The organism is Candidatus Saccharibacteria bacterium (assembly GCA_017983775.1).
GTDB lineage: Bacteria > Patescibacteriota > Saccharimonadia > JAGOAT01 > JAGOAT01 > JAGOAT01.
The window spans coordinates 17216-38967 of the sequence record JAGOAT010000002.1 but is presented as its reverse complement, the minus strand read 5'-3'; the positions used below and the strand labels follow the sequence as shown (position 1 = coordinate 38967).

Genomic DNA, 21752 nt, shown 5'->3' with positions numbered 1-21752 from the left:
ATGCTGAGTCTTGATTGCCTGAATCCTTGGATCTAACTTTGTGTTACTCACTGTTCTCCTTTTCTCTTAATTACTTATATTACAATTTAAATGATTGTTTATGCTTTGGCAAGTTTTTGAGTCCGTCTTCAGCTGCAGTTTGTTGGGCAGACTGCTTACTCGTCCCCTCTCCCACTCCAAACTTTTGGTCACCAACAAAAATACCAACCGTAAATAACTTATCATGATCTGGTCCTGATTCATCCAGCACCTGATATGTAGGAGTAATATTGAAATATTGCTGACTGAGCTCCTGGAAATGACTTTTTGGATCAAGATAGGCTTTGGTAGATAAAATCTGATCAAGCTTGCTCAGTAAAGTAGTAGTAATGAATTCTCTAGCCTTATCAATACCTTGATCTAAATAAATTGCTCCAACAATTGCCTCGTAAAGATTTGCCTGCAAGCTAGTTCTTTCTCTACCACCCGACTTTAATTCTCCTCTTGAGACCAGTAAATAATCAGAAAATCCTAGATCCTTGACAGTCTCAGATAAGGTTTCAGTCTTAACTAAGGCTGAACGCAAGTTTGTCAATACTCCTTCATCCCTTGAGAATTTTCGATACAGATATTCGGTTACCACTAATTCCAATACTGCATCACCAAGAAATTCTAAGCGCTCATTATGCTCACTATCTATACCTCGATTCTCATTAAGATAACTACGATGGATAAAGGCCCTAATTATCAAGTCTGGGTTATTGATCTTGATGCCAAAATCAGCAAATAATCCATGGAGGTCTTGTTTGAGCTTGTCAATCATTAGACAACCAACTCCTTACCTGTAATTCTTTTGTAAGCATGCTTAGTCAACCTCTTGAGATCTGGATATTCAATCAAGTGGTAGGCATCCTTGGCACTAAACCATTTGACTTCCGTGATCCACTCTAGATCTTCTACCTGGATCTGTTCCTGAAAGCCTTTAATTGCTTCTAGTAAATAGACAAAAACTGTCATATGAACAAACCTACCTTCTATCTTATAAAAAAAATAAATCTCGTCCATTAATTCTATTAACCTTAGACTTTCTAAATTGGTCTCTTCATTGATTTCTCGCAAGGCAGTCTCTTCGGATGTTTCTCCTGGATCAATATGCCCCTTGGGGATACTCCAACGCCCTCTCTTATCTTCAATCAATAATAGATCAATATCACCCTGGCCATTTTGACGAAAAACAAATCCTCCTGAACTATATTCCCTAATCGCTGTAATCTTAAAGCGTTTTGCCAAACGCCTTCCCATTTGTCTATTATCCCTAATCGGTCTTGACATAATCTTCCCCTTGTTTAGATTCTATTTGTTCTTTATACACTGTAGCCAGTACCCCGTTGACAAATTTTGAAGAATTTTCTCCTCCAAAAGACTTTGCTACCTCTACAGCTTCATTGATGATCACCTTATAGGGAGTGATCTGGTCATAAGTAGTTAGCTCAAAAACGCTAAGTCTCAAGATCGCCAAATCTACTTTGGATATTTGACCAATTGGCCATTCTGGAGCAGCTGGAGCAATTATTTGATCGAGTGCATCAAGATTCTCAATACTACCATAATAAAGATCTCTACAAAATTCTTGATCCTTAACTGACATCTTGTAGACATCGATTGATCGGTCAATGATTGATTTTATACTAGATTGATCGCCTACCTGAATCAAGCCAATCTCAAGACCAAAAGCTAACTCAAACAATGCTTGCATTGCTACAATTCTTGCTAAATGTCGATTGGATGCCATTATCAGACTACAAGCTATTTTTTTAGCTTGACTAGACCTAGATTGATTGCCCTAAATAATCGTCTAGGTACAGCCTGACCTGTTCTTGGCTCAACGATCAAACCCTCAGGTTTAATTGCCTGGTGTGAGCGTCTTCTTCGAACCTTTGACCTAGATGATTGTTTTTTTGGTACAGCCATATACTACCTCTCTTTGCTTCTTCTTTTACCTTTGATTTATTGTATCACTAACTTGAAAAAAGTTCAATCCAAAACTTACTTCAAAGTGACTCCTTCTAAACTCCTTCTTAGAGATTCGAAAAATAACAATTATACAGCACCCTATTCTAACACGATATTAACAATTCTATCTGGTACCACAATAATCTTGTCTGGTTCTCTGCCCTCAAGCAGCTGTCGCACTCGGGCATTATCAAGCACAAGCTTAGTCACCTCTTCGCGATCTAAGCCTTGAGTAACCAATATCTCTGAACGTTTTTTACCATTGATCTGGATTGGAATAATTAACTCTGATTGCTCGATCACGTCAGGATCATAGGCTGGCCAAGATTGAAGGTGGATACTCTGTTCTTCCCCTAGATGTCGCCAAAACTCTTCTGCTAAATGGGGAGTGATCGGTGCTAAGATCAAACTCAAATATCTAAGACTCTGATGCCAAATATCAGATGATATTACACCTTGATTTTTCTTATCCTGCATCAGATTTACTAGCTCCATTAGACTAGCGATAGCCGTATTAAACTTCAATTCTTCAAGATCCTCCCCGAGCTTTTTAATCGTGGCATGCAGTTTCTGCACTAGTTCTGTCTCTTGATCTGATTCAAACTCACCTGCCCGATAAGGATCGACTACCAGGCTGTAAAGTCTGGTCAAAAACCTAGTGATGCCCTCAAATCTTGAATCATCCCAGGGACCACCCTGGCTAAAAGGCCCCAAAAACATCAAATATATTCGGACGCTATCTGATCCATACTGACTAACATACTGATCAGGATCAACAACATTACCCTTGGATTTGCTCATTTTTTGACCATCTGGACCTAGGATTGTTCCCTGATTGGTCAGTCGCTTGAAAGGCTCACGAAAGCCAACCAGTTTCAAGTCTGCTAAAGCCTTAGTGAAATATCTTGCATAAAGCAAGTGCATCACAGCATGTTCAATTCCACCTATATAATGATCTACTGGCATCCAGGCATTAACCTTGCTGATATCAAATGCTCTATCAGAATTGTGATTATCAGCATAACGCAAGAAATACCAACTAGAATCTACAAAAGTATCCAGAGTATCTGTTTCACGCCTAGCCTGAGACCCTCCACACTCTGGACATTCTAGCTGTAGATATTCGGGATGACGCTTTAAGGGTGAATCGATTTTGTTATCAAACTCCTGCTCTAGTGGCAAGACTACAGGAAGATCGGCTTCGGGGACTGGTACCACTCCACAAGAATCACAATAAATAATTGGGATTGGACAACCCCAATACCTTTGACGAGAGATCAACCAATCTTTCAAACGGTAGTTTGTTACCAATTTTGATTGATTAGTCTTAGCTAAAGCTTCAGTAATCTGGTACTTGGCATCTTCTTGATTAAGTTCATCAAACTGTCCTGAATTGATCAATTTACCATCACCCTCATAAGCTTGATCGACTAAATCTAGTCCATTAGAATCAATCACTTCAATAATTTCTAGGCCATGCTTGGTGGCAAATTGATGATCTCGTTGATCATGTCCAGGAACGGCCATAATTGCCCCTGTACCATATTCTGGCAAGACATACTCCGCAATATAAATCGGCATTCTTTTACCAGTCAAGGGGTTTATTGCATAAGCACCCGTAAATACTCCATCCTTATTATCGGACTGAATTCGATCTAGATTTGTCATACTGGCAACTTGTTTTTGATAATCCTTAATCTTTGCTCGGTACTGATCATCAATGATCCTTTCGACTAATTCGTGTTCGGGAGCTAAGACCAAAAATGTTGCCCCTGCCAAAGTATCGATCCTAGTAGTAAAGACTTCGATCATTAGCTCTTTACCCTCTACAGTGAACCCAAATTGGCTACCTTGACTCTTGCCAATCCAATTGCGCTGCATTTGCTTGATATTGTCATGCCAATCTAGATTGTCTAACTCATCAAGTAATTCATCTGCATAGTCCGTGATCTTAAAGAACCATTGTTTGAGTCTTTTTTTCTCCACAAGGGCTCCTGATCGCTCACCCCTACCATCTATAACCTGCTCGTTGGCAAGCACAGTCTGATCTACAGGATCCCAATTAACCAAAGCCTCAGCCTGATATGCTTGACCGGACTTATAAAACTGCAAGAAGAGCCACTGTGTCCAACGATAATATTCTGGATCTGATGTATTTATCATACGATCCCAGTCATAAATGGCTCCAATTGATTTGAGCTGTTGCTTCATCTGGTTGATATTATCTGTAGTCCACTGATCAGCCGCCAATCCTCGCTTAATAGCAGCATTTTCAGCAGGTAATCCAAAAGCATCAAACCCTATTGGATGCAGCAAATCATAACCCTGCATTCTCTGAAACCTAGCAAAGCTATCTGCTAGAGCAAAATTATACCAGTGTCCTACGTGCAAATTTCCACTTGGATAAGGAAACATTACCAGGCAATAGTAAGGCTTCTTCGGTTGATCCGGGGTGGCATATATTCCTGTCTCTTCCCAGACTTTCTGCCATTTTTTTTCTAACTCAACTGGATTATATTTTTGCATCCTATTCCTTGTCTTGTTAATATCTGGTAGCTGAGACGGGATTTGAACCTGTGACCTCCAGTTTATGAATCTGGTGCTCTAACCACCTGAGCTACTCAGCCGCTACTTCTAGTATATCGTAATTATCAAATAAAATCATCTTCCGTTCTGAACGCAATTTAAGGAACTCGAAGAAATAATGCAAAAGAATCAGCCAGAGGCTATCCTGTAGATATCAAAATCCCATCCTACTATCTGATAGTAGGTAGACTTACCTATCTCCTCATCTTCAGGCTCTATTAACCTACCTCTCCTTTCTGCATTGATTTTCTTCTCGTCATCTTCCAAAGCTTCCCTTCAACTCCGTCATCTTCCAACTTTCTGTAAGAAATTATGGAGATCCAGCATTAGCATTAAGTGATTATCCAAATCTCAGTAGAGATAGATCCCCCGTAATTCCCCTTGGGAATTCGGAGGATGACGAGAGGAGGAGCCTTCGAGTTTTGGAGGATGACAAAGAGAGATGGGGTTTCGGGGGATGATACAAGGGGGAGCTCAGGGCGTAATAGAAGGGTTAGTAGGATCTCGGAAAGTGATAAATTAATGACGGGAATTCGAAATAGAGATTATTCAATATTAAGACTGTTTTTTTCTCACAAAAGCTCTATCCCTCCCTTCGGAGGGTTAGTTAATTAGTTAACAGAACAAAAAAGTACTTTCAATAATCCTGAGAATTGATCGGTACTACAGAAGGTTTACAAGCTTAGAAAATCTAACTCCGGGAAACATGTTGCCAACTACCAGAATCTTTGACATCTGGCCTCACTATACTCCAAAGTAGCCTTCCGTACTCACCAATCGTAATCCCAGCCTGCAAAAGATTCAGCCCCATCAACATCCCGATCACAGAAAATGAGCCAAGACTTAACTTCCAGCGCTCTTTACTCGGCAGAATATTGGCATCGGTAAAGATAAAATAAAATATCAATGCTTGTATTGATATGATTTGCAGCACTAAGACCCAGGGATTACCAGCAATCAAGCTAATCATAATTGTTACAAATAAAATACTAATCTGGAATACACCAAAAAACTGACTAATTACCAGATAGGGAAGATAAAATACTGTCAATTGCCAGCTATGCCTTTTGCTTGTACTTAGCAGCAAATTGCGATATCTTAAAAGATTTTGAAACCATCCTCTAATCCAACGCTTTCTTTGGCGATATAGATCCTGCCAACTTGATACCGGATCCGTCCGAGTAATCACATCACTAGCAAAATACAGCTTCTTGTTCTCTAGATCAGAGTCAACTATCTTCAACGACAATCCAAGATCTTCGGTAATAGTATCGTGATCATAGCCTCCGATCTTGATAATACTATCTCTAACAAAAAATGACCCCGGACCAGGAAGTAGATAATCCATATTTGCCCTAGTTATCCCTTTCTTCAGGCCAAATGCTATGAGGTACTCAATCTTTTGTAGCCAATAAAACAAGCTCGGCTTTTTAATCACATCAATATAGCTCGAAACTGCAATAATTGAATTATCAAGGTTAAAATGCCTGATCGCATTGGTTACTGCCCGAGGATCAATCTCACTATCAGCGTCTAGACACCCAACTATCTCACTATCAGTATAATCAAAAATCACACTATTGAGCGCTGCACCCTTCCCCTGATTAGCTTGGTTGAGCAAATAGAATTCTAGCTTATATGGATTGGGAGACAATCGATGCTGATCAATGAAATTACGGACTAGTTTTGCTGTCTGATCCCTCGAACCATCATCCACTACAACAACCTTAAGCCCCTGATACTCCACTTTAGCAATACTCTCTAAGCACTGAATAATTACCTTCTCTTCATTGTAGGCAGGGATGATGATTGTGATACTAGGTAAATAATTGGAGCTAGTACTAATATCTGAGAACACTGGACTAATTTCTGACTGACTGGTTTGTTCTATTTGTTTGTCCTCATCTGGTCCATCCTGATTTTTGATCAAACTTTTATACAATCGATTATAATAAATTGCTGCAAAAAATATATAGCTATATACACTAATACCCAATAAGACCAATATAAAATTGATCATAGCAATCAGATCGAATACCCCAGTCAAACTCAAAACAATTAAATCTATTAGATTACTTTGCTGATGATTTGGTACGTAAACGAGTAACTGTCAGTAGAGCTAAGACTAAACCCACACCTACTGCAATCAAAATCCCGATTGCAACTCCGGTATTGGGCAATACACCTACCCCACTAGTCACACTATCCCCCAAAACTGACCCGTTTCCTCCTAAGCTAGTGACTGCAGCTCCTGCTCCTCCCAATACTGTTGAGACACCCAAAACCTGACCTGTTGTAACATCTGACACTTGCTCTCCTCCTCTTTTTATTGAACAAATATATTATAAACCACTTGGAGAAAATAGCAACCCTTGACCTCCCCTTTTTTATTAAAAAATTAACCATCATCTTATGACCAACCAAGTCCTCTTTGGCGCCCTAAATTGTCGCGGACTGTCCGCGACTTTTGTTGCCTTACTAGATTATAGATACTACGGACTGTCCGCGACATGTGAGAGATTACGGCCGCTAGTAAATTCATCTAAAATACCCTATAATAGTCTTAAGAGGAATTGAATAAAAGGAGGTCAACTTGAAGTTGTCAAGCAAAACATTTACAAAACGAAAGTTCATATTGCATATAGCATTATTATTGATACTGGGAACTAGCTTAGATCTAGCAATCAGGAGTCCGATCAAATTGCGTTTTGATCTAGCTGATCTACCCAATTTTGTCAAAATTGAGAAGACAAATGATTCCAGATCCATTAACCAAACCGCCCTTGCTTCTGATACCAATTCAAATAATTCAACCCTAGCTAACAGTCAAGATGACCAAGCAGAAAACCCCGAAGACACTTCGGCTATCCAAATTCAACCTGAAGAAGTCACTACATCTGATACCAATTCAAATAATTCAACCCTAGCTAACAGTCAAGATGACCAAGCAGAAAACCCCGAAGACACTTCGGCTATCCAAATTCAACCTGAAGAAGTCACTACATCAGTCAATAACTTTCCTGGATCCAGTTCCAACAATTCATCCGAGATAGATAACATTACAATCCCTACTACTTCAAATCCCCTCTTACCCATCGAGCCAATTGAACCATTACTGCCCATTTTGCAACCTAGGCCAAACAACTTCAATCTCTCTAGCCTTAGCCCTAATAATCAAGTGCTAAATTCCTATCAAATCGAGTTAGATCCTAACCAATCAAGCATATTTGTAAACAATACAAACAATAGAACCCTGAACCTAACCATAGGCTCTAATCACTATAATGTCCTAGGCAATTCTACTATGGAGATCTTAGCTCCAAGTAGTGTATTTAGCCTAAGCTGTCGATGTAGTATCAATGCTATCTAGGCTATCTAGCATATTCTCGATCTACCACTCCCTGAGATTGAGCCACGGAATCCTACTAGATATTTTGGCTTTCTTCATTGTTTCTGGTTTAGTATTAAATATTGTTGCCAAATTGATTACTAGGCTCAATAATTCAAAACCAGATCAAGCCCAACATACTAACCCAATCAAATCAAAAATACCCTACCGTATTGGACTAAGACAAGTCATTAGATTGAGTTTTTACTGCCTAATCTCCCTTGTAACTCTAATAATCTTTGGTTCAAGTATTGAAAAAAGTCTGGCGATAGACTTTCCTCTTGTGCAAGGGGTTAAGATAATCAACCAAGATTTAAGCCACAATCAAAATTTTGATACAAGTAGACCAAATATCTATCTCATTAGCCCAATTGGCTTATCTGTAGAGAAGGTCAATTATCCAATAACCCTAGATAAAATATACATAGATTATGGCCAAAATCTGTATTGGCGAGACTCAGATAGCCTATTGGTAACTCTAGCAGACCAAGGCTCTATTGATTCGATTGAAAGATTGAAATTGTCCTCACCTCTTATAATTGAAGACACTGCTTCAGAAAATAACAATAGACGAGTCTATATATTGGACAGTATAGATTCAGTAGATCAGCTATCAAAACAACCCGAAAGCTCTAATCTATCTATTATCTTGGCTACTCAACCTATTAAGATCTATCAATTCAAACCAGGAAAGAGCCTTGATAGTTGATTTTCTCTACCAAGCCTTAAGACTGGTTGTAATCATTGGTACAGCAAGTCTCCTAGTTCGCTACCTTTTTGTTATGCTGATTGCACCGATATATGATATCAAAGAGAGTCTTAGAATAAAAAATTATGATAAACAAAGAATTAAACCTATCTCAGTCAGTGTGATCATCCCAGCCTGGAATGAAGCAGTAGGAATTACCAAAACAATTCAATCTGTCCTGGATAATAATTATCCAAATCTAGAAATAATTATTATCAATGACGGATCAACTGACAACTCTGACAAACTCATCAAAGCCTTCTTAAAAAAACATAAAGGCAAAAATATCATCTATCATTATCAAGCCAATGCTGGCAAAGGCCATGCCCTCAATCAGGGACTCAAACTGGCTAATTCTGAAGTAATCATGACTATGGATGCTGACTCAATTCTGGACAAACAGGCATTGCATAATCTTTCTAATCACTTCTTGGATCCTAGTCTAGCTGGTTTGGTAGGGCGAGTAGAGATTGCAAATTATCAAAGCCTGATTGGTTACCTCCAATACTTTGAGTATAGCTTTGGCTTTTATGCCAAGAAGGCAAATTCTCTACTTGGTATTGAGTACATTTTTGGTGGTGCCTGTGCAGCCTTTCGCAAATCATTGACCTTTGATCAATTTGGAGAGTTTGACACTGCAAATCTTACGGAAGACATAGAGATGTCACTTCGAACACAATTTCATGGCCTAAAGAGTAAGTATGCTAGTGATGTAGTTTGTTACACCGAAGGAGCAAGTAGTATCTATGGACTAGTCAAACAAAGGATCCGTTGGAAAAAGGGTCGATTTGAAACTTTTGACAAATACCGTGAAATGTTCTTCTCGAGAAAGCCACAACACAACAAGCTCTTGACCTGGGGTCTACTACCAAGCTCTATCTTGCTTGAGCTTCAACTACTGATCGAACCTATCTCTCTGAGCTACTTCTTTATCGACAATGTAATCAAACGTAACCCACTGGGATTAGCACTAAGTATTAGTTTCTTTGCAGTAGGATTCATTATCTTAGCAATATTTGAGGTGTCAGAACGTAAACTAAAGTTTGGCTTATCTTGGATTTATCTATGGCCGCTAATCTATATCTTGGTCTGGGTTGAATACCTAGCCTTAATGCAGAGTGTCTACCTGAGTATCAGAAAGCGCAAACTGCGTTGGCAAAAGTGGGAAAGAAAGGGAATCTAAATGGGGATACCTAGGCCAAAATTTGATATACTCTTGCCCAGCTTGATTGCAATTTGTTTTGCCATAGGAGCAATTATAGTAATCGTAACATACCACCATATTAGTAATAAGCTAAGGATTGAAAAACGAACCGACCAGTATCAAATAGATAATTCTTATACTAAATACTGCTCAGACCAGCCGCTAGCTATAGAGTCTGCACCCAAGTTTGAGGTCAATCAAGTAGCCAATTATCAGATCGATCAACTAATATCCTTGATATGTCCAAAACTTAAGCTAAAAAATACTTACCAATTGTCAGACACCAATTACCTAGAAGAGATCAATCCTCAAACAATCCAGATTCAAACCCAAAATTGGCCGAGAAATTTCCTAGGGCTTACCTATGAATTGGATATTAACCAAAAAGTAACACTAGATCTTGAAATTACCAAGCCAATCACTAGTCATCAACTGCAAGAGGTCTATGATTTGATCAAGGTACTGAAAGCTGACAAGTTTGAGTTGGTACTTCAGATAGGCATCGCAAAAATCTATTACCATCAAAGACAGTTAGTTAGTGTTGGCTTAGATCAACGTTTTGAATCTCTCAACCAAGTATTAAACCTGTTATACCTACTTGATAACCAAGGACTTAATCCCGAGGTTGTTCTTGACCTTGAGAATAGATTGCAGACAGTATGGCTGACTGACTATTCTTTCTGGGAACAAATACCTGGTGACTCTCCAGATAGTCGGGTACTTGAGAATTTTTTGGGTGGGCTAATTAGCTTGGATACTTCGATTAGCTTACTCAAGACAACAGACTAATTTTGACTTGTTAAAAACTGTGATAACCCAAAATAAACTTCCAGTTTAATGTCAATCTTGTTATAATATCTCTGCAGATAGTATATGGGGTATTAGCTCAGTTGGTTAGAGCGCTTGCATGGCATGCAAGAGGTCGGCGGTTCGAATCCGCCATACTCCACCACAACCGTCTCTCTAAAACCACTCCTCTCACGACGAGAGAAGTGGTTTTTTTTGTTTCTGTACGCAATGCCCGCAATACCGGAGACACCTTAGGCTTTTTTAGAGATAAGTTTTGGATTGATATCTCAACTATATAATGAATGATCTAGTTTGTACGGTATCACCTTGCTAAGCTAATACCTTAATGATAACAGCATCAGACTTACTTATGATCTGAGTAGATAACACAAAACTATACACCCCCTTAGCGACTAAACCTACGTACTTGATAAATGCAACAAACAATCGTCAAACCGAATATCAACATCACAAAACTAGGCTTGAGGCCAGTCTTTGCTAATATTGCATCTAGTGCCCCTCCTACCGCACTATTATTGGTATTATCCTCTTTACTATCATCACCCTCTCCACCCTCACTATTATCTTGATCTTCTGGATCAATAGGATTAATCAAATCTTCACCAACCAATGTAACTTCTTCCGAGCTAATAGACTCTCCGGAACTATTGCTCAAATAAACAATATTATCAATCTGACCTTGATTTGTTATATCGATATTATCATCAACTTTGACCTCAAACTCTATCTGGTATTCACTATCTGCATATAGTTCTTCGGTAGTGGCTATACATGTGTCTCCACCATCAAATACTTGGTTGCCATTCAAATCACTACAATCCCACAATCCGTTATCAAGATATGTAGTGCCTAGTGGAACAGTCTCCGTCAATGTTTCATTGAGTAAATTATGGTCAATATCACCGTGATGACCATAAGTTATCGTATATCTAATAATATCCCCAGGATATACCACTTGGCCGTCTGAATAATCATCCTGCTTGTCGATAAATAATTCTGACTTAGTAGTGACTGTAATAGTCACTGTAGCAGTATCACACAGGGTGGAGGGTAAAGGTAAGCAAATCGTGTAATTAAACCTATCTATACCATAAAAGCCAGTTGCAGGAGTATAAACGAAAGTCTCAGTGATCGGATCGTATACAACTGTACCTCCAGATTCAGATAGGGTGTCCCAGTTAGACATATCTCCCTCTAGGTTATAGCGATCGTTTGGCTTAGTATCAATTATCAATGGAGTTTGAAAGCTTGTACTATCTTCGTCATCTACGGCGTCTATACCAAATGCTGGGACATCTGCATCCGGACAGCTCATCCCGTCATTTCTTGAGAATACTTCAGTCTTAACCAGGACTTTTGACCCTGGTGTGCCTGATACAAAATTAGTTATCTCATACACAGTTCCGTCACCAGTACTATTACCTGTATCATTAGCGTACATATGATATTCTGTACCATCAAAAGCAATCCAAAGTGCTCCATAAGTCCTATCTTGATGTGGCAATGAAGCTATATCTAGGGCATACCCCTGTCCAGTAGCCAGATTAATTCTTACTAACCTACTTGGGTTGTCTGCGGTACTAGAATGTGCCCCTTCCAAAGAATAGAGAAAACCGTCGTGATAAACTAGATCGCCACCCAGTTCTACTGTTCCTGGGCTATTTTGCGTAGTGTAAGTAACATTAATCTTGCGAAAAGTATTATTGGTCACATCAATCTCATATATATTATTATCTATATCATTACGGCCGCCGATTGCTACATACAAAAAGTTGCCATTCATGTCCCCCATCGAAATCGAAGTTGGGCCCCATTCATCCCTGCTCCCCCCAAACCAACTCTGAGCATTTCGCAAAACATTTCTCAAGGTTTGACCGCTATTATTAATGTTATAAACTTCCCCTAAATCTGTTACAAAACCTGTTGCTGGGTCTGTAACTGCTAAATGGACGAAATTCGGTCGATGGGTATTGGCACTACTGCCACTAAGGCCATTGAATTCTGGATCATCGGTATTGATAGGATCAGTAATAATTGAATAAAACTGATTATCGATTGTACTATATCCAGTAGCATTGATGTCAATATCTTGATTAGCAACTGGCAGATTTGATTGCAATTGAGCTTCAGCTGAAACATTTGTACCAATATCAATATACTCTCCAGTAACAGAATCTAGAAGCTTTAAATAGCCATCTACATACTGATAAAAACCTTCTATACAATAGTCCCCTGCTGCCTCCAGCCTTGGCTCCTGAGGTAGAGTTCCAGCTATATATCCCCATAGCAGATAACCACCCAGGCTCAACCCCAATAATACACTGATTAACCGTCTAATCCCAATCAACTCCTGTCCTCCATTAAGAAATCAAAATAAAACTTATCAAACCATCCAAGTAAATATACCAAATTGCTAATGCTTTAGCAAGACTAATAATAGGATACCTACCCAGAATAGGACTAATAGTGTCAAAAAATATCTTCAAGAGCCAAGATATTCTCCTTCATCTATATAGCCAAGACAAGAAGACACCGTAAACGTTTTTTGGAGACAACTTTTGACTTAATACCTTAACCATACAATACGTGGCCTGCTTTGTACGGTGTCACCCTTGTTAGTATTCTAGGGATTTGTTGGCGATCTCTACTTGATCTCCGAGCTTAATACCTTGCCTGGATAACTCTCGATCTATCCCCATCTTGACTAAAATATCTCTCAGTCTTGCCACAGCCTGATCTTGGTCAAAGTTTGTCTTCATGGCAAAACGTTCTATCTTCTGACCTTTTATTATATACTTGCCCTCTTCTAATTTTTCAACCAAATAAAGTTCTGGATCATCCTCCGCACGAATTACGGGAATCATCTCAACTTCTTGCTCGGTCTCAACTACTTGATCCCATGCTTCAAGCTGGATTGCGAGCCTAGATTTAAGTTGATCAAGATTTGTCTTTGTCAAAGAAGAAACTGCTACTATTTCTGAGTCTATGTCCAGTTGATATTTCTTTACCAATTTATCTATAGCCTTTTTTATCTGTGATAAATATTGATCAAGCAATTTCTTATCTCCAGCAAGTAAATCGATCTTACTAACAACAAACACTATTTTTCTTTTTAGCAATATACCAGATTTATACTGTTGAAGCTCGGAGATTATTGTTTCAATATCTTTTAGATAATTCTCACTCTCGATGCTGATCAACTCCACCAATACCCTGCACCTTTCAATATGCCTCAAGAACTGCTGACCCAAACCCTTGCCCTGGCTGGCACCAGCTATCAGGCCTGGTAGATCTGCAATCACAAAGCTGTGCTGATGGTAATTGGCAATCCCAATCTTTGGCACAATAGTGGTAAATGGATAGTTGGCTATCTTTGGTTTGACACTAGTCAAGACTGATATTAAGCTCGACTTACCCGCATTGGGAAGTCCTATCAAGCCGACATCTGCCAAAAGTTTCAATTCAAAATCCAAATCCAGATTCTCCCCCGCTAGACCCAACTCAGCAAATCTTGGTGTTTGCCGCCTGGATGAGGTAAAGTGAGCATTGCCATAACCCCCTTCACCACCTTTCGCAATCACTACAGCCTGATGATTGGCTACTAGATCGGCTATGACCTCCCCTTCCGACTTAATCACCGTACCTACAGGCACTTCAAGGGTAATGTCTTGACCACGCTTACCATGTCGTCTAAATTTATCTCCCATCTGTCCATTCTCAGCACTAAAGCGTTTTTTACCACGAAAATGACTAAGGGTACTATAATTGTGACTAGCCTGAATGATCACATCACCACCATCACCACCATCACCACCATCTGGACCCCCTTTGGCCTGACTTCTATTGCTCAGTAGACTAACCCGGCCATCACCACCTCGCCCTGCTTGGACGGTAATCCTAACCTGATCAATAAACATTGAATATCAACTTAGTAAATATAACTAAATGCACTGGCAGATACCCAACGATAAGATACTACTCCCCAGCCTGCATAATTCATTTCTGAAACATATACCTGATTGCCCTCTACAGCCTCAACATAGGCCACATGACCATAATAGCCAGCTGGCGTCCAAGCTACAGCCCCGACTATCGGTTGGCTACCGACACCAAATCCAGCAGCCTGGGCTGCATAATACCAATTTACTGCATTACCCATACTAGCTGGGACCGCTCGACGATTCGCAACATACCAAGTGCAGTATCCATATGCATAATTGTTATAACCTCCACTATAACTAGTCAATGCCTCTGGTTGGGTTGCAATAGGAGCACTCTGAACTGGCTGGACAGTAACTTGGGCAGTAGCTGGCTGATCAAGGGCTACTTGATTCTGGGTAGTTTCTTGACTAACCTCTGCCTCTTCTATCTTACCTCCAGGCACCACCAGAACTATATCATCCTCAAGCTTATTATCAAGAATTTGGTTATAACTGATAATTACTTTCTTATCTACTTTGTACAGAGCAGATAGTTGATCTAGGGTATCTCCAGATCCGGGCTTAACCCAATGCAACACCCCATCAATAGGCAAAATCTTTAAACTTTCTCCCACCCCAAGTGCCTGATCTTGATCTAATTGATTTGCCCACCTAACAGTATCGGTAGTCAAACCAAAACTACTAGCAATTGTTGAGATAGTATCACCTTCTTTGACCTGATATTCTATTACATCCCTGGTAGCTTTACCTTCAGTCAAAGTTGGCTTGGGCTTAGTGATAAAATCACCACCAGTTGTATCTAGGCTGGTGGAATCATTAGCACTAATCTCTTGGCCTGCACTAGAACCCTGGTTTGGTAATTCTGCTATTGGTGCCAACTTTGCTATATCACTAGTAGCTTGCAAAAAACCATAGCTATCCAGGCCTTTTGAAAAACTTTGAGGTTGGCCATGGTCGGTGGCTACCAAGATATTGGGGAGTAGTTGAAAGTTGAGACTAAACACAACCAGCATTAAGTAAATAACAGGTAAGAACAATCGTAATTCTTTTCTAGACTTACTCTGATTTTGGTAACTGGCAGTAGATTTTGGATTCTGGGATTTATTTCGACGAACTAGAACAGTAGAGACACTAGTAAACTTACTAATAGCAATACTCCATATTAATTAACTCAGTACCTCACTTACTTATACAAACAACAAAGATACTAGCTAGAATTCTAACAAACCGCTTAGCTAGTGTCAACCAAACAAAACCCGTATTGTCATACTGGACTTTTCCTATCTTCATCTAAAAAGCTCTGGGAACCCATATATGAAAATGTTAGACCGCGTGATTACTTGTGTTGTTTTTATTTATATTTCTAGATACCAATAAACCCCTTCAGGATTTCTAGGTATAGCTGCCAAAAACAAAACCTGTTCGCTTGGGAGTGATAGATTATAGACCTAGAATTGTTGTTATTGTAATAAATCATATATGTAGATATGATGAGAAGTAATAGTGATAGTTATGTACCATAAGGTACAGGTTTTGTTTACGGGGGCTATAAGTCTAGTCGTACAACACAAAATATCTGACCTCTAAATATTTGTGACTTCGAGCTCCAGGCTAATTTTCGAATCAAAGATTGGCATCCTCGACAAAAATGTAATCCCTCCATTGACTTGTAAATCCTGATAGTTGATATGTTTCTTGACTATCTCACGAACCTGTTTCTTGCTAGCAAATCGTAACTCTTTAATGATTCGCTCTTGATCAAACTTTGGTCCGAGGTATCCTGTAGTAGTAATTATTACTTGTCCATCCTGATAGCTTAATCCAGCATCTTCAAGACCATTATCAAATATCTGCTTACTACCATCAGAGTTATCTAGCAAAGACTGATCCAGAACCCGACTAATGGCTGTATTTTCTAAGTAATCCAAGCTAGATACAACAGTAATCTTTAGCTCAGTCTGATCAACTTGGCTCCCGGCAGGATTAGCCACAGTTTCCTGATCAATTGTTTCCGCATAACTACCCTCTATCACTCTACTATCTTGACTAATTCGGCTGACCAGTTCTGACTGATCAAGACTATTGGTGGCTACTAATCTTTCCTTGGCAGTATCAATATCTGCCTGAGAAACTACCTTGACTATCTTACTCTCACCACCACTCGTAGTCCCAGTAACCTTGAAATTGGCACTGAGATCTGCAAAATCAAAACTAGCCTGAGATAAATTGAAGTCAGAGCCCTTATCAGTTGCCTTAATTCCAGCCTCTACAAGTGGAGTGGAACAAACAGTCCCCCCAGAGCTAAAAATTCCAGCTGGAATAGTGACTACTTGATCTAACTCAAATACCAAGCCATTAGCAGTCAGTCTAGCACCCTTCTTGAGACTATGTGTATCACTATCTTCACAATTCTGAATCACTATCTGGCCTTGAGCGACCTTACCCAGGTCTTTTTCTTCACTAGCAACGACTGAAGTGGTCAGGGTCTCGCTATCGGTTACCTGGCCAATCTCCCCAGTAGTAAACTCTGACCTATCCAAACGAAGGTCGACTGGCACTTGGTCAGCTTGCAAACTAATCTTGACTTCAGCTCGGGGCAATAAGACTCCAATAACTACCAAAGTCACTGCCATTAATCCAAGTCCAAGCCCGATCAAGATTCTCTTTCTGAAATGATCAAAATCTGGAATGCTTAATGCTTTAGAATCTGACTGAATAAAAGTAGTTTTAGGGTCTTGTATAATCTCTTTATCCTCAGGCTCAGTATCAGTATCATCTTTAGTAACTAACAAGTCATCACTTTTTTCAATCTGTTGACCATGCTCAGAATCTTCCTCTAAGTCTAACTGGTTATCTTGATTGACTACCTGAACTTGTTGAGTTGAGGTATCCAATTGACTGGGCAAGACTAGCTCTGCCTCTAGTGGCTCTGACTTGATTGTACTAGCAACATCCAACCCATTTCTTAAAATCAATTTCTGAATCGCTTGATCTGGACAAACCAATATTACCTGCTTATTACTATTCTTGATCTGTCTACCAAGTAATCTAAGGTTGATCGAGCTCCTGAGCAGACCCGACTTGGCAGGAACTACCAGACGAATATTACTTGATTTTGATTGACTAAATAACCTTGTAACCTCAGTAATATCTGCATCAGCTTCTAAATAAATTATTTGACTATTATCTTCTGTCATTCTTCACTACCTGATTAAATTTACTAAGAATATTTGAGCTTGAATCATTATCAATAGTATCTATACTTAGACCCAATAAAGCAAGCGGAGTAATAAACTCTGGACCAGATACCAAATCTAATGAATCAACAACCCTCGATATCTGAGACTTTTGAATATATTTGATCACAGGACTTCTACTGAATCCAATTTCCTTGTGCCAGCTTTTGTTCTCAAGTGCCTCGATCAAATCGGCTAACTTGGAACCTCCCCCACAGAGTAAAATTCTATTAGGCAACTGATCAAGATCTTCAAATTCTTCTAAGGATAATCTAACCCCTTCCAGCCAAAGATTTACAGTATCTGCTAGAGCTTTTTTGACTTTTTTAGACTTTTGCTCGACCAATTTACTAGTGCTATAGGCTAGCTTGAGTTCTTCAGCTCGTTCAAAACTAATAGAAAAAATACTTGCTAGAGTTCTTGTAAAACTTCTACCCCCCAGGGCAAACATTTTTGTTCCAGCCACTCCGCCTTCACTAACTATAGCAATATCCGTAGTCCCACCTCCGATATCAATAAAAATTGCACTTGTAGATTCTTTGCCCAATTCCTGAACACTTTTAGCTACAGCAAAAGGTTCAGCAGCAATTGTCGTAAGACTCAGGTCTAAATTCTTAGAAATAGTTTCAACTGCTGCAATATGAATCATTGGAGCAAAAGCATTGAAAGCCCTAATCGTGACATGTTCACCCTTGAAGCCTATTGGATTTGTGACCTGGTAGCCGTCGATGACTATTTGAGTAATTGCTGAATTTAACAAACGAATATCCAGATTATTTTGTCCAGTTTCCCAGCTAATATTGTCCCTGGCCTTTCCCAGTCCTTTGGCTTGTAATTTAGCTAACACATCATTAATCTCAAGCTTATTAATCTCTAGCTCAGGATTCTTACGTTGGTATCTCAAATCAAAACTATTACCCTGCACCAACTCTCCAGCTATCCCAATCACCACCTGTTTTGCGACCTGATCTGCTTGAGATTCAGCTTCCCTGATTGCCTGATCACAATTAGTAATCACTCCTGAGATATCTGTAATAGTACCTGACTGCATATCACTCAATTTTTGCTTAGCATGTCCAGCACCAATAATCTCCAGCTAGCCGCTATCAGCATTGTATTTTGCAAGTACTGCCTTAACCTGCTCGGTTCCAATATCTAGTCCCAAAAATATCCCGGGGTCTCTCTTTTTCAACAATTGCAAAAGATATTGATAATGGGCATTGAGGTATTTCTTGATAGAAATAAAGTGAATGCTATCTATTCTAAGCATAAGAATATCTTATCACGAAAATAATATTTTCTCCTCATATTTGATACTACCTACTCTTTCATCATTCTCGAAGTCTAGTGATATATCGCTGAGGTCAAACTTCAAAATCCTGTATTCGAGCTAATGCATGAGTTTTTATTATTTATATTGTTTGTTTTTAGTTGTATATATTCCCAAATTGACCGTATGCATCCAGAAAGGATAGCCACAGTCTTAGGTGCTAAATATTGGTTATCGCCTAATCTTCTGCGAAGACTCGGAAAATGACAATGCAATGATCAATCTTCAATTACAGCCTTAATGCGCCTGACTCCAGCAGAAGAAGCTTGCTCTTTGACTATTTTGAACTGACCAACCTCATTAGTATTTTGGACATGGGGCCCTCCACATATCTCCAATGAGTAGACATTGTCTCCTTCACCAATTTGATAAACCTTAACTTGATCATCGTAGCGATCACCAAACGCACCCAATGCCCCCTGTTCAAAAGCCCGCTCGGTAGGCACTACTTGATAGCTAACGGATAGACCTTGACTGATAGTTTGATTGACTATATTTTCCACCTTAGACAGTTGCTCCTTGGTCATTTTATCAGGATGAGAGAAATCAAATCTTGTTCTTTCAGCTGTAATATTACTTCCTCTTTGAATCACATGATCCCCAAGAACCAATCTCAATGCTTTGTAAAGTATATGCGTGGCAGTATGATAGCGAATCACCTTGGGTGAGTGGTCAATCAAGCCACCCTTAAAAACTCCTTTGTTGGCCGTTCTGGATCTTTCTCGTTGCGCAGATAATTCCTTCGCAAATTCTTGATCGAGATTCTTGCTAATATCTAATCCTAACCGTTTGGCTTCCTCAATACTAAGCTCCAAAGGAAACCCATAAGTATCAAATAACTTAAAAGCCTGCTGACCAGTCAACTTCTCTCCAACCTCTTTATGAAATAACTTAATTCCCTTACGTAAAGTAGCCTGAAACAAACGTTCTTCCTTACTAAGAACTACCAAAATTCGATCCTTGTCTTCCGCAAGATTTGGATAAGCATCCTGATACAAATGAATCACCACAGGAACAAGCTTCTCTATCAACTGATTACCAATGCCTAGTCTATCCGCCTCACGTAAGGCGCGCCTTATGAGTCGTCTGAGTACATAGCCAGCACCATTATTATCGGGCACAAGCCCATCTCCAACCATCATCACAGAAGTCCTGATGTGATCAGCCACTATCCGCCTTGCCCTAATGTCATTCTCTGTTGCTAGGCTCAAAATTGCCCGGTCTATCTCAATGAAGATATCTATCCCATAAACTGAATCTGCTCCCTGCTTGACCATTGCCAACCTCTCAAGCCCACCACCAAAATCAACATTCTTTTTAGCTAAATTTTGATAACCACCTGAAGCCTTCTGATAAGCCATAAATACAGAGTTACAAATCTCAATAAAATTTGGGTCTTCGGGATCAAATACCGGATCAGCCTGGTTTCCAAGATAATAAAAGATCTCACTATCTGGTCCAGCTGGACTCTGCTCTGCACCAGGTATCTCCCACCAATTATCATCCTTACCCAAATCTAGAATTCTTTTACCTATCTGACTCGACAATCCTTGACTATTAAAGATTTCTTGCCAAATTCCAATACTCTGATCGTCTCTGGGTATTTCCTGATCACCTTCGTAGACAGTTGCATAAAGTTTTGAGCTATCTAGTCCAAGATATTCTGGAGATGTTAGCCATTCCCAGATCCACTCCAAGGCTTCTTTTTTGTAATAATCCCCCAAGCTCCAATGACCAAGCATCTCAAAAAATGTCAAATGTGAGCTATCTCCGACTTCTTCCAGATCAGATGTCCTGACACATTTTTGTGAATTGGCTAATCGTGTACCAGCTGGATGTGGTCGACCTTTAAGGAAAGGGACGATTGGCTGCATCCCTGCAATATTAAACAGTACTGTCGGATCATCTTTAGGGACTAGGGATGCTGAAGGAATAATATGACACCCTTTGCTAGCAAAATAATCTAAGAATGATTGGCGTATCTGTGATGTAGTCATATAGATATTATAGCAAAATAGAAGCGATTAGAAAAAATACCAAAACACTCAAGAAATCTTGGATTACAGTAGCTACAGGTCCACTTGCTTCAGCTGGATCTTGATGAAGCCTCCAGAAGAAATATGGCATCACCGCCCCCGTGACAAGTGAAGTCAAGATACCAGATAATAATGAGATGCCAACCACTATTGCTAGATCAAAATCAGATTTCCAGACTCCAACAATTCCTGTAGCGATACTAGCAATGATTACCCCAATCGTACTTACCACTAGGAGCTGCCTTTTGAAGAAATTGCCAAAGTTGAGTTTCTCATTGTTATTTAGTTCGCGAATAATCATCGCCTCCATCTGCGTACCCACAGCATCGCTCATATAGACTATCAGAGGGATAAAAGATGCCAATACCAGATTACGATCCAGTACCTGATCAAAATTATTAATCAGTCCCGCCGTTAACAGACTAGCAATTAGGCCGATTATAAGCCAGGTCAGTCTGACTTTGACCTCATTGAACATATT

At 39.6% G+C, this 21752-nt stretch carries 20 protein-coding genes and 2 tRNA genes; 5 read left to right on the top strand and 17 right to left on the bottom strand.

Annotated features, from left to right (window positions below; all coding sequences use genetic code 11):
* Positions 1-79: 79 nt before the first annotated feature.
* The 9 genes from rnc to KA531_00440 all read right to left on the bottom strand — a co-directional run bounded on the left by rnc (position 80) and on the right by KA531_00440 (position 6887).
* Positions 80-802, bottom strand: coding sequence for a ribonuclease III (rnc, locus tag KA531_00480; GenBank protein MBP6005373.1), 723 nt, complete (start codon positions 800-802; stop codon positions 80-82).
* A complete protein-coding gene (locus tag KA531_00475; protein ID MBP6005372.1) occupies positions 802-1281 on the bottom strand; it encodes an NUDIX domain-containing protein in 480 nt (159 codons plus the stop codon). Before KA531_00475 ends, rnc begins: the two co-directional genes overlap by 1 nt.
* A 13-nt stretch (positions 1282-1294) precedes the next feature.
* Positions 1295-1771 (bottom strand): transcription antitermination factor NusB, encoded by a 477-nt coding sequence (gene nusB / locus KA531_00470; GenBank protein ID MBP6005371.1) that lies wholly within the window; start codon positions 1769-1771, stop codon positions 1295-1297.
* Positions 1772-1785: 14 nt separating this feature from the next.
* Positions 1786-1950, bottom strand: coding sequence for a 50S ribosomal protein L32 (gene rpmF, locus KA531_00465; protein ID MBP6005370.1), 165 nt, complete (start codon positions 1948-1950; stop codon positions 1786-1788).
* A gap of 141 nt (positions 1951-2091) precedes the next feature.
* Positions 2092-4518: a leucine--tRNA ligase gene (locus KA531_00460; protein ID MBP6005369.1), complete on the bottom strand. Its 2427-nt coding sequence runs from the start codon at positions 4516-4518 to the stop codon at positions 2092-2094.
* 24 nt (positions 4519-4542) lie between these two features.
* A tRNA-Met gene (locus KA531_00455) sits at positions 4543-4619 on the bottom strand.
* An 88-nt stretch (positions 4620-4707) separates the two neighbouring features.
* Entirely contained in the window at positions 4708-4845 is a 138-nt protein-coding gene (locus KA531_00450; GenBank protein MBP6005368.1) for a hypothetical protein, read from the bottom strand.
* Between the two features lie 424 nt (positions 4846-5269).
* A complete protein-coding gene (locus KA531_00445; protein ID MBP6005367.1) occupies positions 5270-6520 on the bottom strand; it encodes a glycosyltransferase family 2 protein in 1251 nt (416 codons plus the stop codon).
* Between the two features lie 130 nt (positions 6521-6650).
* Positions 6651-6887, bottom strand: coding sequence for a hypothetical protein (locus KA531_00440; GenBank protein ID MBP6005366.1), 237 nt, complete (start codon positions 6885-6887; stop codon positions 6651-6653).
* Between the two features lie 290 nt (positions 6888-7177).
* Between KA531_00440 and KA531_00435 the strand changes: the two genes are divergently transcribed.
* The 5 genes from KA531_00435 to KA531_00415 all read left to right on the top strand — a co-directional run bounded on the left by KA531_00435 (position 7178) and on the right by KA531_00415 (position 10870).
* The gene (locus tag KA531_00435; protein MBP6005365.1) at positions 7178-7948 is read left to right on the top strand and encodes a hypothetical protein; all 771 of its coding nucleotides are present in this window, start codon (positions 7178-7180) and stop codon (positions 7946-7948) included.
* Entirely contained in the window at positions 7938-8675 is a 738-nt protein-coding gene (locus KA531_00430; GenBank protein ID MBP6005364.1) for a hypothetical protein, read from the top strand. Before KA531_00435 ends, KA531_00430 begins: the two co-directional genes overlap by 11 nt.
* A complete protein-coding gene (locus KA531_00425) occupies positions 8665-9897 on the top strand; it encodes a glycosyltransferase family 2 protein (GenBank protein MBP6005363.1) in 1233 nt (410 codons plus the stop codon). The genes KA531_00430 and KA531_00425 overlap by 11 nt, the downstream gene beginning before the upstream one ends.
* Positions 9898-10707, top strand: a complete 810-nt coding sequence (locus KA531_00420) for a hypothetical protein (GenBank protein MBP6005362.1) — start codon at positions 9898-9900, stop codon at positions 10705-10707.
* Positions 10708-10793: 86 nt separating this feature from the next.
* Positions 10794-10870: transfer RNA gene (locus KA531_00415), tRNA-Ala, on the top strand.
* Positions 10871-11113: 243 nt separating this feature from the next.
* Here KA531_00415 and KA531_00410 read toward each other — a convergent pair.
* The 8 genes from KA531_00410 to KA531_00375 form a co-directional block, all read right to left on the bottom strand.
* Positions 11114-13075, bottom strand: coding sequence for a hypothetical protein (locus tag KA531_00410; GenBank protein ID MBP6005361.1), 1962 nt, complete (start codon positions 13073-13075; stop codon positions 11114-11116).
* A gap of 268 nt (positions 13076-13343) precedes the next feature.
* Positions 13344-14645, bottom strand: a complete 1302-nt coding sequence (gene obgE, locus KA531_00405) for a GTPase ObgE (protein MBP6005360.1) — start codon at positions 14643-14645, stop codon at positions 13344-13346.
* Between the two features lie 11 nt (positions 14646-14656).
* Positions 14657-15682 (bottom strand): LysM peptidoglycan-binding domain-containing protein, encoded by a 1026-nt coding sequence (locus tag KA531_00400; GenBank protein ID MBP6005359.1) that lies wholly within the window; start codon positions 15680-15682, stop codon positions 14657-14659.
* A 570-nt stretch (positions 15683-16252) separates the two neighbouring features.
* On the bottom strand, positions 16253-17866 hold the full coding sequence (locus KA531_00395; GenBank protein ID MBP6005358.1) for a hypothetical protein: 1614 nt from the start codon (positions 17864-17866) through the stop codon (positions 16253-16255).
* The gene (locus KA531_00390; protein ID MBP6005357.1) at positions 17853-18956 is read right to left on the bottom strand and encodes a rod shape-determining protein; all 1104 of its coding nucleotides are present in this window, start codon (positions 18954-18956) and stop codon (positions 17853-17855) included. Before KA531_00390 ends, KA531_00395 begins: the two co-directional genes overlap by 14 nt.
* Before the next feature lie 45 nt (positions 18957-19001).
* The gene (locus KA531_00385) at positions 19002-19175 is read right to left on the bottom strand and encodes a hypothetical protein (GenBank protein ID MBP6005356.1); all 174 of its coding nucleotides are present in this window, start codon (positions 19173-19175) and stop codon (positions 19002-19004) included.
* A gap of 278 nt (positions 19176-19453) precedes the next feature.
* Complete coding sequence (locus tag KA531_00380; GenBank protein ID MBP6005355.1) at positions 19454-21232, bottom strand: alanine--tRNA ligase; 1779 nt, start codon at positions 21230-21232, stop codon at positions 19454-19456.
* A 7-nt stretch (positions 21233-21239) separates the two neighbouring features.
* Positions 21240-21749, bottom strand: a complete 510-nt coding sequence (locus KA531_00375; protein ID MBP6005354.1) for a magnesium transporter — start codon at positions 21747-21749, stop codon at positions 21240-21242.
* Positions 21750-21752: the final 3 nt, after the last annotated feature.